The 14,285-nt window shown below is 56.1% G+C and carries 11 protein-coding genes and 1 pseudogene; 10 read left to right on the forward strand and 2 right to left on the reverse strand.

The genetic code is table 11. The features are described 5' to 3' along the window. The first annotated feature begins 200 nt into the window (after nucleotides 1-200). From DYE26_RS26885 to DYE26_RS34965, 9 genes and pseudogenes are all read left to right on the forward strand, one after another. A complete protein-coding gene (locus DYE26_RS26885; protein ID WP_082207644.1) occupies nucleotides 201-1,571 on the forward strand; it encodes an acetylornithine transaminase in 1,371 nt (456 codons plus the stop codon). Nucleotides 1,572-1,574: 3 nt separating this feature from the next. Beyond that, nucleotides 1,575-2,537 carry an ornithine carbamoyltransferase gene (gene argF / locus DYE26_RS26890; protein ID WP_036619372.1) on the forward strand — a complete coding sequence of 321 codons (963 nt, stop codon included), beginning with the start codon at nucleotides 1,575-1,577 and terminating at the stop codon, nucleotides 2,535-2,537. Nucleotides 2,538-2,632: 95 nt separating this feature from the next. Beyond that, complete coding sequence (locus DYE26_RS26895) at nucleotides 2,633-3,871, forward strand: argininosuccinate synthase (protein ID WP_036627455.1); 1,239 nt, start codon at nucleotides 2,633-2,635, stop codon at nucleotides 3,869-3,871. A 97-nt stretch (nucleotides 3,872-3,968) separates the two neighbouring features. Next, entirely contained in the window at nucleotides 3,969-5,384 is a 1,416-nt protein-coding gene (argH, locus tag DYE26_RS26900; protein ID WP_036619373.1) for an argininosuccinate lyase, read from the forward strand. A 304-nt stretch (nucleotides 5,385-5,688) separates the two neighbouring features. Next, nucleotides 5,689-6,249, forward strand: coding sequence for a hypothetical protein (locus DYE26_RS34405; protein WP_240534087.1), 561 nt, complete (start codon nucleotides 5,689-5,691; stop codon nucleotides 6,247-6,249). After that, nucleotides 6,180-7,676, forward strand: a complete 1,497-nt coding sequence (locus DYE26_RS26905; protein ID WP_240534089.1) for a methyl-accepting chemotaxis protein — start codon at nucleotides 6,180-6,182, stop codon at nucleotides 7,674-7,676. Before DYE26_RS34405 ends, DYE26_RS26905 begins: the two co-directional genes overlap by 70 nt. Before the next feature lie 111 nt (nucleotides 7,677-7,787). Next, nucleotides 7,788-8,138: a hypothetical protein gene (locus tag DYE26_RS26910; protein WP_051985227.1), complete on the forward strand. Its 351-nt coding sequence runs from the start codon at nucleotides 7,788-7,790 to the stop codon at nucleotides 8,136-8,138. Continuing rightward, nucleotides 8,131-8,931 (forward strand): annotated as a pseudogene (locus DYE26_RS26915) (MFS transporter); the annotation flags it as partial. The gene DYE26_RS26910 and the pseudogene DYE26_RS26915, both read left to right, overlap by 8 nt. A 35-nt stretch (nucleotides 8,932-8,966) precedes the next feature. After that, nucleotides 8,967-9,290 (forward strand): hypothetical protein, encoded by a 324-nt coding sequence (locus DYE26_RS34965; RefSeq protein WP_051985230.1) that lies wholly within the window; start codon nucleotides 8,967-8,969, stop codon nucleotides 9,288-9,290. Between the two features lie 123 nt (nucleotides 9,291-9,413). Here the strand turns inward: DYE26_RS34965 and DYE26_RS26920 are convergent, their stop codons facing one another. Then, nucleotides 9,414-10,775, reverse strand: a complete 1,362-nt coding sequence (locus tag DYE26_RS26920; protein ID WP_082207645.1) for a CynX/NimT family MFS transporter — start codon at nucleotides 10,773-10,775, stop codon at nucleotides 9,414-9,416. A gap of 674 nt (nucleotides 10,776-11,449) precedes the next feature. On the opposite strand from DYE26_RS26920, the gene DYE26_RS26925 reads away from it, so the two are divergent. Next, nucleotides 11,450-12,115 carry a hypothetical protein gene (locus tag DYE26_RS26925; RefSeq protein WP_036619374.1) on the forward strand — a complete coding sequence of 222 codons (666 nt, stop codon included), beginning with the start codon at nucleotides 11,450-11,452 and terminating at the stop codon, nucleotides 12,113-12,115. 406 nt (nucleotides 12,116-12,521) lie between these two features. Here the strand turns inward: DYE26_RS26925 and DYE26_RS26930 are convergent, their stop codons facing one another. Then, entirely contained in the window at nucleotides 12,522-14,090 is a 1,569-nt protein-coding gene (locus DYE26_RS26930) for a VanW family protein (protein WP_036619377.1), read from the reverse strand. Between the last annotated feature and the right edge of the window lie 195 nt (nucleotides 14,091-14,285).

The raw sequence follows: 14,285 nt of genomic DNA on the forward strand, positions 1-14,285 counted from the left end.
TTATTTTCCAGGGGCGGTCCCGAAAAAGTGGCAATTCCCTGCGGTTCGTGAAAATAACGACATAAATTGCCTCTATTTCACTCAAAGTGGGGGATTGGCCGAAATAACGACATTTTTTGCCTTTATGTTACGTGTGTTGGTCGTGAAAAGAGCTGCACAGCGAGTCGATTTCTTAATCATAGACAGGAGTGATAAAACTTATGGCACAAAGCGACGTAAAAGAAACGGGGAAACCTGCGGAAACTGCCGCCAATGGAGCGGGGAGCGCCTCTTCAACCGGAAGTCCAGGTGCGAGCACCAGCCCTAGTCCAAGCTTCAGCCTTGGAGCAAATTCCAGCCTCAGTGCAAGTTCCAACCCTAATGGAAGCTCAAGCCCTGGCGCCAACTCGGGCTCCAGCGCGCTTTTTCCAAGCTATGCCCGGTATCCGATTCATCTGGTAAAAGGCCAGGGGAGCTGGCTGTGGGATGACAAAGGCAACCGCTATTTGGACTTTATGAGCGGTCTGGCCGTAGCCAATCTGGGACATGCGCCGGAAAAAGTGAAGGCCAAGGTGAAAGCCCAGCTCGACGAACTGTGGCATGTATGCAACCTGTTCCACATTCCGCAGCAGGAGACGGCGGCCCGGATGCTGACCGAGGTCAGCTGCGCTGATGTGGTGTTTTTCTGCAACAGCGGCGCGGAGGCGAACGAAGCGGCGATCAAGCTGGCGCGCAGGTACCACCAGAAGGTGAAGGGAACGGAACGTTATGAGATTATTACGTTCGAGCAATCGTTCCACGGCCGGACGCTGGCCACGCTGACGGCCACCGGCCAGCAAAAGGTAAAGGACGGCTTCCTGCCGCTGCCGGCCGGCTTCAAAACCGTGCCGCTGTATGACATGGACGCGCTGAAAGCCGCCATCGGCCCGCACACCGCCGCGGTGATGCTGGAGATGGTTCAGGCCGAAGGCGGTGTGTATCCGGTTGATCACGGCTTTGTCCAGGAGCTTGCGGCGCTGTGCCGGGAGCAGGGGGTGCTGCTGATCATCGACGAGGTGCAAACGGGTATGGGCCGGACCGGCAAGTGGTTCGCCTACCAGCACTACGGCATTGAGCCGGACATTTTCACTTCGGCGAAAGGTATCGCCAGCGGCCTCCCGGCCGGCGCAATGCTGGCGAAGGAGTATTTGCGCGAGGCGTTTACGCCGGGAACGCATGCCTCCACCTTCGGCGGCAACCCGGTCATAGCGGCGGCGATCATCGCTACGCTTGAAACGATGAAGGAAGAGCGGATTCCCGAGCACGCGGACGAGATGGGACGCTACCTGATCAGCCGCCTGGAGAAAACGTTCCAGGCCGTGCCGTTCGTCAAGGAGGTTCGCGGCAAAGGCCTGTTGATCGGCATCGAATGCGCCGGACCGGTCGCGGATATCGTGACGCTTGGCCAGGAGAAAGGCCTGCTGTTCGTCACGGCGGGACCCAACGTCATCCGTCTGCTGCCGAACCTGAAGGTAACGAAGGATGACATCGATCAGGCCGTAGCCATGCTGGCCGACGTGATCGCAGCCTATACCGCCAAGGAGGGGAAATAACCGATGACTTTGCTGGAGCAGGGGAAACACAGCAGTATTAGCCTTAGCGGACGTGATTTTATCGAATTGACCGATTATACTATGGAGGAAATCCACTACCTGATCGACCTGGCCGTTGAGCTCAAGCGCAAACAGAAGAACGGCGAGGTCTATCAGCCGCTCAAAGGCAAAACCGTGGGGCTGATTTTCGAAAAATCGTCGACGCGGACGCGGGTGTCTTTTGAAGTGGGCATTTATCAATTGGGCGGGCATGCGTTGTTTTTGAGCAAAAACGACATCCAACTCGGGCGCGGCGAGACGATCTCCGATACGGCCGGGGTGATGTCCCGCTATTTGGACGGCATCATGATTCGTACGTTTGGCCACGACAGAGTGGTCGAGTTGGCCCGCCACGCCGCCGTGCCGGTGATTAACGGCCTCAGTGATGCGGCTCATCCGTGCCAGGTGCTGGCCGACTACCAGACGCTTTACGAGCACAAAGGGAAGCTCCAAGGGCTCAAGCTGGCCTACATCGGCGACGGCAACAACATGGCCCATTCGCTGATGATCGGCGGGGCGAAGCTTGGGGTGCACGTGTCGGTGGCAAGCCCTGAGGGCTACGAGCCGGACCCGCAAATCGTGGCGGACGCGAAGGAAATCGCCAAAGCGACGGGGGCGCGGATTGAAGTGGTCCGCGAGCCGAAAGAGGCTGTGCGGGACGCCGACGCCATTTATACGGACGTGTGGGCCAGCATGGGCTTTGAAGAGGAGCAGAAAATCCGGGAGATCGCTTTTAAGGATTATCAGGTCAACGAAGAGCTGGCGAAATACGCCAAACCGGACTACGTCTTTCTGCACTGTTTGCCGGCGCATCGCGGCGAAGAGGTCAGCGAAGGCGTCATCGACGGCCCGCATTCGATTATTTTTGACGAGGCCGAGAACCGGCTGCATGCCCAAAAAGCGCTGCTGGCGGCTTTGCTCGGATAATTTGGGGGATGCCCGGGGTAGACACGGCCAGCGTCGAATATCTGAGCCGGAGCCCGGGCTTCGCTTTGACAATCAACGAGGAGGATATCAGGATCATGGCAAAAGAAAAAATCGTGCTGGCCTATTCCGGGGGACTGGATACGTCGGTTATTCTGAAATGGTTAAAAGAAACTTATGACGCGGAGATCATTGCGTTCACCGCCGACATCGGCCAGAAGGAAGAGTTGGATGGGCTGGAAGCGAAGGCACTGGCCACCGGCGCTTCGAAGGTATATATCGACGACCTGCGCGAGGAGTTCGCCAAAGACTTTATTTTCCCGATGTTCCAGGCGGGGGCTTTGTATGAAGGACAGTACTTGCTGGGCACCAGCATCGCCCGCCCGCTGATCGCGAAGCGGATGGTGGAAATCGCCCGCGCCGAAGGCGCAACGGCAATTGCTCACGGCGCCACCGGCAAAGGCAACGACCAGGTACGCTTCGAGCTGGCCGCCGCGGCGCTGGCGCCGGAGATCAAGGTGATTGCCCCGTGGCGGCTGAGCGAGTTCCGCGACCGTTTCCCGGGCCGCGCGCAAATGATCGCCTACGCCGAAGCGAACGGCATCCCGGTGACGGCCTCCGCGGCCAAGCCGTATTCGATGGACCGCAATCTGCTGCACATCAGCTACGAGAGCGGCGTGCTGGAGGATCCGTGGTTTGACGCGGCCGCGCCGGAGAACAAGGATATGTACCTGCTCAGCGTGTCGCCGGAGGATGCGCCTGACCAGCCGGAATACTTGGAGCTGGAATTCGAGCAGGGCAACTGCGTGGCGCTGAACGGCGAACGTTTGAACCCGCTGGCCGTGATGGAGAAGCTGAATGAGCTTGGCGGCAAACATGGCATCGGCCGCGTCGACATGGTGGAAAACCGCTTCGTCGGCATGAAAAGCCGCGGGGTGTACGAAACGCCGGGCGGCACGATCCTGTTTACGGCCCACCGCAAAATGGAGTCGCTGACGATGGACCGCGAAGTGATGAACCTGCGCGACAGCCTGATCACGCGCTACAGCACGCTTGTGTACAACGGCTTCTGGTTTGCCCCGGAGCGCTTGGCGCTGCAGGCGCTGGTGACCGAAAGCCAGAAGAACGTGACGGGCACGGTGCGCGTGAAGCTGTACAAAGGCAACATTATCGCCGCCGGCGTTAAGAGCCCGGTCAGCCTGTACAATCCGGACATCGCCACCATGGAGGAGGATCCGACCCAGGCTTACGATCAGGGGGACGCAACGGGCTTTATTCATCTGAACGCGCTGCGGCTTAAAGTAAGCTCCGGCGTGGAACAGAACAAAAGCAAGTAAGCCGTTGAACGAGCTTTATAAGTAAGTTCAAGTTTAAAAAGTCGGCTAAAAGATGACTTTTTAAACTACCTCTATAGCAGATAAGGGAGTGGATCAGGTGAGCAAACTGTGGGGAGGCCGCTTCACGAAGCAGACCAACCGTTTAGTCGAGGAATATACCGCCTCCATCGGGTTTGACAAAGCGCTGGCCGAGGAGGATGTGCAGGGGAGCCTGGCGCATGTGACGATGCTGGGCAAATGCGGAATTTTGTCCGAGGAGGACGTGGACAAGATCAAGGAAGGCCTGCATGCCGTCTTGCACAAAATTCGGCGCGGCGAGCTGGAGTATTCCGTGTCGGATGAAGACATTCATATGAATATCGAAAAACAGCTGATCGAAGAGGTCGGCGGGGTCGGCGGGAAGCTGCATACCGGACGGAGCCGGAACGATCAGGTGGCGACGGACATGCATTTGTACCTGCGCAAACGGGTCGTTGAATTCGTCGCTCTGCTGCAGGATTTGCAGGAGGCGCTGCTGGGGCAAGCCAAAGCGAACCAGGATACGATCGTTCCCGGGTATACCCATCTGCAGCGGGCGCAGCCGATTTTGTTCGCCCATCATTTGCTGGCGTACGTATCGATGTTCCAGCGCGATATCGAACGCCTGCAGGACAGTTACAAGCGCATCAACGTGCTGCCGCTGGGAGCGGGGGCGCTGGCGGGAACGACGTTTCCGATCGACCGCCATTTCGTGGCCGAGCAGCTGCATTTTGACGGCGTTTATGAAAACAGCCTTGACGCAGTCAGCGACCGCGATTTTATACTCGAATTTTTGGCGGACGCTTCGATATTGATGATGCATCTCTCGCGCCTCAGTGAAGAACTGGTGCTGTGGAGCAGCACCGAATTCCGCTTCATTGAGCTGGACGATGCGTTTTGCACGGGCAGCAGCATTATGCCGCAGAAGAAAAACCCGGACGTGCCGGAGCTGGTCCGCGGCAAAACGGGCCGCGTATATGGGAACCTGATGGGCCTGCTCACGGTGCTGAAGTCGCTGCCCTTGGCCTACAACAAAGACATGCAGGAGGACAAGGAAGGCATGTTCGATACGGTCGCTACGCTGCAGGGAGCGCTGCAGCTGTTCGCTCCGATGATCGCCACGATGAAGGTGAACAAGGAGCGGATGCGCGAAGCGGTGAACCAGGACTTTTCCAACGCGACCGACATCGCCGACTTCCTGGCCAACAAAGGCCTGCCGTTCCGCCAGGCGCATGAGGTCATCGGCAAAACGGTGCTGTACTGCATTCAAAACGGCAAATATTTGCTCGACCTTACGCTGGAGGAATTCAAGCAGTTTTCGCCGCTATTTGACGACAGCATCTATCAGGTGCTGCAGCCGGAGAGCGTCGTGAACGCGCGCAACGTATACGGAGGTACGGCTTCGCAGCAGGTAGCCGCGGCGATCGAACGCGCGGAGCGGAAGCTGGAGAGCGGCCGGACATGGGTGCAGGAGTACGCGGAAAAAAGTAAATAAATAGCCGGCCCATCCGGGATGATCCGGTAAAATCACAAGCAGCCATCGTCATTGACGAGCGGCTGCTTTTTTTGTGAGCGAGCGGGGCTCCTAAACCATCCCATTTTTATGTGAAAAAATGAAAGTTAATTATAATATTTTTCATTGAAATTTCAAAAATACTCTATAAAAACTGACATAAATTGTCGAAATATAGATTATGCCGCTTTATGTGAATGATCTTTTACCCCCTCCTCAATCAAATGTCATCCCTATCAACCCAGTTACTTTTAAATTTTACACATACCGCAAAGGAGAGAATTTAATGAAAGCCTTTTGGAACCGTCTGCTTAGTTTAGTGGAAGTCAGGACATTGCGTAACCGGATGCTCCTTATTTTTGCCGTCTTGCTGATCATCCCGAACCTGGTCGTCGCTTATTCCAGCTATACCAGCGCCAGCGGGCAGCTGCGCTCTAAAATGGAAGAAAGCGTCAAATCGAACGTAAACCTCTTGGATGAGACGCTGAATCAAATCATCGAAGCGGAGAGCCGCAACGTCGAACAACTGGTGATGCAAATCAATTCGGCGCAAATCGACGCGAAGTCGACCGAAGTCCAGGAGCTGATGGAATTATTTATGGAGAAACATCCCGAGCTGGAGGTCCTGACCGTCGGGAACCAAAACGGGGCGTGGATGAAAGCGCCGGATCCCGGCAAGCAGGACTATGATCCGCGGGAAAGAGACTGGTACAAAGCCGCGTTGAAGGCTCCGAAAGAAACGGTCATCATCGATCGTCAACAACGGGCCACTACAATTTGTTCATCAGCCGCGCGTTGGCGGATGGACAGGGGGCGATCACGGTTTCCCTTGACCTGGCCCAGCTGAACGAAATGGTGAAAGCGATCCGTTTGGGCAAAAACGGGTACATTTATATCATGGACCGGAACAGCAAGTTTGTGTCGCATCCGACAAACGCCATTGGCGAAGAAGCGGCCGGGAACCAAATCGCCAAAATTCAGGGGACGGAATCGGGATTTATGGAGTATGTCAACCCGAAGACAGATTTGTCGCAGAGCGTATTTTTCACCACGAACAAGCTTACGGGATTCAAGATCGTCGGCGTATTGGAACTACAGGAATTTAGCGAAGCCTCCATGCCGATTTTTTGGACATCCATGATCGTTTTAGCGATTTCACTGGTGGTTGCCGGCATCGTGCTGTTTTTCGTCATCCGCCTTATTACCCGTCCGATCGAACAGTTGAACCATTCGGCACGGCGGGTCAGCGAAGGGTACTTAAACGAGGATGTCGTTGTGAAGCGAAAAGATGAAATCGGACAACTGGCGGAGAACTATAACGGCATGTTGGCTTCTTTGCGCACGATGGTCCAGGAAATGTCGGAAACCGCCAGCCAGCTCGCCGCTTCGAGCGAAGAACTGACGGCCGGAACGGAGCAAAACGCGAAAGCGGTCGAGCATGTCGTCGAGCTGGTGCAAGAGGCTTCGGGTGATGCGGAGAGCCAGGCTGCGTCTTCGGCCGAAAGCGCCAAAACGATGGAAGAAATGTCGATGGGCATCCGCAAAATTGCCGAAGCTTCGTCCACCATTGTCCAGTCGTCTTCGCAAACGGTATCCGACGTGCAGAACGGCAGCGAGAAGGTTGCCCAGGTCGGGCTGCAAATGGAAGAAATTCGCCGCTCTACCCGCGAATCGGCGGAGCTGATGCAGCAGATGAGCGAGCTAAGCGCATTTGTCGCCGAGATGAGCGGCTCGATTTCGGACATCGCCGGGCAGACGAATCTGCTGGCGCTGAACGCGGCGATCGAGGCGGCCCGGGCCGGCGAAGAAGGACGCGGCTTTGCGGTCGTGGCGGGCGAGGTGCGCAAGCTGGCCGAGCAGTCGCGCGTTACGGCGGACCGCATTCAGCAGCATATCGGAGAGATGAACGAGCTTACCGGCAAGGCGTACCAAATGATCAAGCAGGACGTCAACGCGAATGTGGACCGGGGCATGTCCGTGACCGAAGAAGCCCAGCAGGCGTTCCGCGAAATCGAGCGCTCGACGCAGCGCATTTCGGAGCAAATCCATGAAGTGTCGGCCATTACCGAGCAGATGTCGGCCAGCGCGGACGAGATCGCAAATTCGGTGGAACAGATCGCGGCCACCTCGGCGAAAAGCCTGGAAAGCTTCCAAGGCGTAACCGCCGCAACCGAGGAGCAGCTCGCTTCGATGGAGGAAATCTCCTCGGCTTCCGAAGGTTTGGCGCGGATGGCGGCCGATGTCAATGCACAGATCGAACGGTTTAAACTTTAATTAACCTCCTTATAACCTCATACTCTATCGCTGCGTGCGGCCCTGTTCCTGCAAAAGGAAAAGGGCCGCGCGTTTTTTAATCAGCTTCGTTCCAAATTTTTTTAGGTCCGGATGATTTACAACGAAAAAATCACAGTACGGTTAAAAACGGGTGCCGGGCGGCTGCTTGGTCCCGCCCGTGCCGCGGAAATCGTAGGCGCCCGGATCAGCGTCGCCCCGCAAATTTCCTGGGGACTGATGCCCTGGCTGAAGTCGTGGGGAACGCCGGAGCTGCAGGCCAACGTAATCGAAGGCGATGTGATCCGGTTGGAGAATACGGTCTGTGATGTCGTGCGCGGAGGCGATGTAACGATTGGTCCCGGCTGCCGGATCGGGCTCGTGGAATATACGAAACAGTATCATCAGGATCCGGACTCAGAGGTTAAAGAATGCCTGAAAGGCGGAGGCAACGATCATGTGTGATGGAAATAGCCGGCTTGGGTTCGTGGTGGCGGGTTTGCTGCTCGGCATCCTGATGGCGGCGATGGTCAACACGATCGTATCCACCGCCATGGCCACCATTGTAGCCGAACTGGGCGGGTTGGATAGTACGTTTGGGTCACCTCGGCCTATGTGGTTGCGGAAATGGCGGCGATGCCGATTTTCGGCAAGCTGTCCGACATGTATGGGCGCAAACGGTTTTTCGTGTTTGGCATCGCGATCTTTTTGCTCGGTTCGGTGCTGTGCGGCCTGACGGACAATATCGTGCAGCTCAGCATATACCGCGCAATCCAGGGGATCGGCGGCGGAGCGCTGATGCCGATCGCTTTTGCCCTCATGTTCGACGTGTTTCCGATTGAAAAACGCGGGGCGATGGGCGGTTTGTTTGGCGCTGTGTTCGGCATCTCCAGCTTGGCTGGCCCCCTGCTCGGCGCGTTTATTACCGACCACTTGAATTGGCGCTGGAATTTTTACATTAATTTGCCCCTGGGTGTGCTTGCGCTGTTGTTTATCGTCGTTTTTTATCGGGAGTCTCCCGGTTCATGCCAAGCAAAAAATCGACTGGTGGGGTGCTTTAACCTTGATTGGAGCCATCGTTGCGCTGATGTTCGCGCTGGAGCTCGGCGGCCAGCTGTATGCCTGGGACTCCGTAGTGATCCTCGGTTTGTTCGCGGCGTTTGCGCTGCTGTTTATCGTGTTTTTGCTGGCGGAGCGCAGGGCGGGGGAGCCGATCATTTCCTTCGGCATGTTCCGGAAACGGCTGTTTGCCAGCAGCAACGCGGACGATCGGGATCACCCGTATTCGGCATTTTGCAGCGCAACTTTTTCGCCAGCCGCTTAGCGGAATCGCTGGCCGGGACAGAAGGCGCGGCTGGGCTGCCTTCGCTGGACGATCCCCGGACCTTGCTGGCCTCGAAGGCGCGAAAAGCGATCTCCGCCCCGGTGCTGGAGCGGATCGTCAACGATTTGTCTGCCTCGATCACCGATATGTTCCGATGGACGATCGTTCCCGCGGCGCTTGCGCTGATCGCGGTGCTGTTTATGGGGAACGCCAAAATGCTAAGCCACTCCCGCGCCCGTGGAGCCGCCCCCAGCTCCGGACGGGAACCCCGGCCGGCAGCCGACAAGGAATAAGCCGCTCGTGGCAGCACAACAAAAAACTGTCCTGATCAGATCCTGGATCTGGGGACAGTTTTTTAGTACATGAATTAACCGAAACGCGCGCAGTCTGACGAACGATCCCGAACGCTTGTTTGTTCAGCGCGTATCGACAAAACCCTTGCGTCCGGCGGCATACCCGAACAGGGCAGTCAGCACCGAAAACGCGATGATCGCGGCCAGCGGCGCGTTCCACCCTCCGCTGACGTCATGAATATAACCGAACAATGCCGGCCCAAACGCCGCTACCAGATATCCGACCGATTGGGCCATGCCGGACAGTTGTCCGGCTTGCTCCGCCGTACGCGACCGCAGCGAAAAAAAGACGATCACCAGGCTGAACGTGGTACCGCTGGCGATACCGAGCAACACAATGAACAGCGGGGCGAGCGCCGCCGGACCAAGCCAGATTCCCCCGAATCCGATGAAAAACAGGGCCGACGAAGCTGCGGTTAACAACTTTTGGTTATCCGTCCGCGCGGCGATGAGCGGCATCAGGAAGGAGCCGCCCATGCTGACGATCTGCATCAGCGAAAGCATCCAGCCGGCTTTTTCGGGACTCATCCCTTTTACCTGCAAAATATCCGGCAGCCATGAAACGCTCACATAAAACATAATCGACTGTGAGCCCATAAAAATGGTGACGAGCCAGGCTGTTTTGGAACGCCAAATTCCGCCTCGCCGTGCGGGAGCGCTTGCCGCCGCCGGGGAAAGCTGTGCCTTGGCCTCGCCAGAGGCAACGGGACGGCGGCGAAGCAGCGGAACCCACACCAAAGCCGACACCGCCGCCAGCAAGGCCCAGATGCCAAGCGCTCCCCGCCATCCCAGAGCGGTAGCGGCGAGCGGAACGCTAATGCCGGAGGAGATCGCCGCCCAGAGATTGAGGGACGAGGTGTACAGGCTGGTCATCAGCCCTACGCGCTGCTGAAAACTCCGCTTGATCAGCGCCGGAAGCAGCACGTTGCACACGGCGATCCCCACCCCGATCAGCGCGGTTCCCGCAAACAGCGCGGCAACAGAGGGCAGCGAGCGGATGATCACGCCGGCAGTCATGAGCATCATACTATAAAAAAGCGTTCTCTCCATGCCCCACCAAACGGACAATTTGGGGGCGGCAAGCGCAAAAACGGCGAAAGCGATCAGCGGCAGCGTCGTCAGCATCCCCGACAGCGCATGGGACAAGCCGGTGGCAGCCTCGATTTGGCCGATCATGGCGCCGACCCCGGTGATCGGCGAACGCAGCGTGGCGGCGGTTAGCAGCACGGCGGCGACAAGCAGCCCGGCCGAGGCGCTGCGCGCGCCGGCGGCTTGCCCTTCGGCGCTTATGTCTCCGGTGCTTGTGTTTCCGGCAGTTGTGCCTCCGGCGGTCTGGCCCCCAGCGGCTTGTCCTCCGACGCTCTGGCCTCCCGCAGCGCGGCCCCCAGCAGTTTGCCCCCCGGAAACGGTCGTTGTTTTGTGCATTGATGTTGTACCCTCCTTGGAAGAAAAACGAATCATGAAGTCATTTAAGCCGCTAATTGTAGTTTGGATTCTATGCCGTACCTTTGATGCGGTTTTTGTCACATAGACACGCTTACTCCAGTATACTAAAATTAACACACCATGATAAACTTTAAATTAATGGCCCGCCTTAAAGCTCCAGCGAACAACATAAGGGCCAAAAATGCCGTTATTCCGGTGATGTCCGCCCATTTGAGAGAAATAGAGGCAAATTATGTCGCTATTTCCCCTCGTCGCCAGGAAATGCCCATGTTCTGGTGCATTCACAAGAAAATAGGGACAAAAAATGTCACTAATGGGATGAACACGCTGGGGCCCCGGATAATAAGTACATAAAGTGCTGCTATTTTAGAAGGCCGGAGGTTCGCTTCATCGTTTCTGTAGCCGACTGTCAAGCGCCGATTTCCGGGTTGAACCGTAAAAAAAACTGGCGATCCCGCGTTTTCGGTAATCTACTGTTGCGCTTTTTCCGTAATATGGTAAAATACTAATCAAGTTAAATATCCAATTGTTGCTATTATCTAACCCGGATCAGGGACCAGCCGGCAGCAAGCTAGGCCGTGAAGCGCACGCCTTTTGTTTACGAACATTGTCGTAGACGAAAGGCGTTTTATTTTTTTATGGAGGTGTGATCAATGGCATTTGAGGAGCAGTACTCGGAATGGATCGCAAGACACTTGGCGTCGCGTCAAGGCGAGCGGGCAAGAAGGCTTGAGGAGGGGCATGGACATGCGGAAAGTCTGTTTGTGGAAAAAGTATGGTGGCCGTCATTCTGGAGTTTGGATCATCTGCACCCGGAATATGAAGTCAACGATTTTAAGGACGGGTATCGTTATCTCGACTTTGCTTATATTCGTTCCGGTCTGCTGCTGGCTGTGGAGATTGACGGGTATGGACCGCACTTGCGCAACATCAGCCGGCTGCAGTTTTCGGATCACTGCCGCCGGCAGAACGACCTGATCTTGGACGGCTGGATGGTGCTGCGTTTTACCTATGACGATGTGAAGGAGAGTCCGCGTTACTGCCAACAAACGCTGCAGCAGTTTATGGGGAGGTGGCTTGGCGAAGGGAAGCTAGTTCAGGAGATCGACTATGTCGAAAAGGAAATCATCCGCTTGTTTCTGCGGACGGGACGCCCGCTCACCCCAGGGGATATTTGCCGGCATATGAGGGTGGAAAACAAAACGGCAAGAAAGTGGCTCCGCCAAATGGCGGACAAAAATTGGCTTGAGCCAGCCAGAGGCAGCGAGCGGATTCGGTCCTATCAGCTTAGCATGGAGGGGAAGCGATTTGTGATCTAGTCAGGTGTGCCAGGTGTGCCAGGTGTGTCAGGTGTGCGATGTGGCTGAGATGGGAAGAGGGGCTGGTGGCGAGGGACGAGTGGAGTGGAGTGGGACAAGCAAAGGGGAAAAGGCGGAGTGGGACAAGCAGTTGGCTGGTTCCACTGATAAATAGCGCCCTTTTATGTCCCTATTTGACCGAAGGAGACAATTTCCGGGGAAATAACGGTATAAAATGTCTCTATTTTATGGAAACGGGCTATGCAGATGCCTTTTTATGCAGGGAGTAGCAAAATAACGCCATTTATTTCCGCTATTTTTGCTCCAGGGGATGAATTTTTCAAATAACGCCATAAAATTCCGCTATTTTACGGGAATGTCGTGATTGGCCGGAAAGAGGGAGACGGCGCGGCCGACAAGCAGGTATCTATCGGAAATTCGGTCCTTGCACGCCGTCCTCCAGAATTTGCTTGGGTGCGGATTTGTCGGAATTACCCGCCCCGCCTTTGCTTCCGGACGAGTTATCGGTTCCACCGACGGCAATCACCGCCGGCTGCGCCGGGTAAATGTCTTCGGAGATACGAATCCGCTCTACCGCGCGGCCGTCGACTTTTTTAATCCGGTACGTTTCGACGACATAACCCTGCTTTCCTGGCAAGACCAGTTGCTTGCTTCCCGCAGGGAGCGCACTGTTGACAACGTGTTTTTTCGGCGCGGGAATCTCTTCCGTTGTGCGGGATTCAACGGCGTAGGTGACGTTTTCGGGGATATCGCCAAACAGCTTGACGGTCAGCCGCTTATTTTCGATCTTCGCGCGGATGAGAAGGTGGCGGCCAGACGTATTTTTGAAGCGGAAATTGATGTGGCCTTGGGCAAATGTTGCATCCTGCCCTTTGGGCAAATAGCTGACCGGCACGGAATGGTTGCGGCGCTCCACGATATCGAGCCCGGCGCGCACCGCCGCATTGTAAAGCGTACTGGATACCTGGCAGATGCCGCCTCCCACCCCCGGCACAAGCTTGCCCGCAAAAATGACCGGCGCTTCGCGGAAACCGTACGTTTTCTCGGCGTATTCCACCGCTTTGCCATAATCGAAAATTTCGCCCGGCGCCAGCACCTTGCCGTCAATGCTTCGCGCGGCCACATCCACATTATGGATTCTTCCCGCGCCGCTGGTCAGCAGCCCGGTGGAAAATTGCACGATTTTGCGGCGGATGCCTTCTTTTTTCAAGATTTCGACCGTAACCTTCGGCTGAACCGTACGCAGCGGGACGCTGAGGCGGATTGGAGCATAAGCGCCGGGAGATCGCCCGGTCGGGTTATTTTTGCCGGGGGCATACTCGCCATGGCCTTTCTCACCGGGGACATTCCCGTCTTCCGGACCGGTCCCATCTCCGGACTTTGGCTCCCCCCGTTCAACGAGCCGCCGGTTCCATTCCGCTTCGGCTGCTTTTACGACCTGGGGCGCTAGCCGCTCCCAATCGACACGCAGCACCGTTTTTTCCGGCAGGTAGCGGATTTGATCGTCAGGCGTAATCGTTCGGACCGCGTCCACCGGATCGCCGAATTGCGCTTTTTCCCATGAAGGCGGAAAGACCGACTGCAGCTTTTTTTCATCTAAAGCGATTTTTAGATCCCACTGCTTCGGGAAATTCCTCCGGGCTTGCACCCGTTCCCATAGCGTCCCGGTCTCCAGCTGCCGGACCGCGGCATGAAAGGAGTGGGTCTCGAAGGAGATTCCGGTTTCCCGCCAGGCCAGCGTTTTTTCGCTTTCGCCCGCCGACAAAATTACTTTTTTCTTCAATACCTGGGCAATCTCTTCATCCAGCAGCCTGAGCGCATCAGCGCTTTGGCGGCCGCCCAGCGGTAGACCGGCGACGATCGTTCCCCGGGGAATCGAGCCCTGCACCGCATATAAATACAGTCCGCCGAGCAACAGCAGGCCGGTAAATATAACCACTCCGATGGAGATCATTGCCAAACGAATTTTTCTCATAATCTGCTCCTTCAATGGTTGATCTTTTTTTGCGCCTGGAAAAATCCTTGTACAACCATATATATGATGGAAAGCAGGAAACTTTCGGGTACTCAAAAAGTAACATCTTTGTTACAATATAAATCGGACTAAAATGAAATTACTCGGGTTTTAAAGGATTTGGCAAGAACATGTCGAATGTAAAATAGGGCTGTC

Source organism: Paenibacillus macerans, assembly GCF_900454495.1.
Taxonomy (GTDB): Bacteria; Bacillota; Bacilli; order Paenibacillales; family Paenibacillaceae; genus Fontibacillus; species Fontibacillus macerans.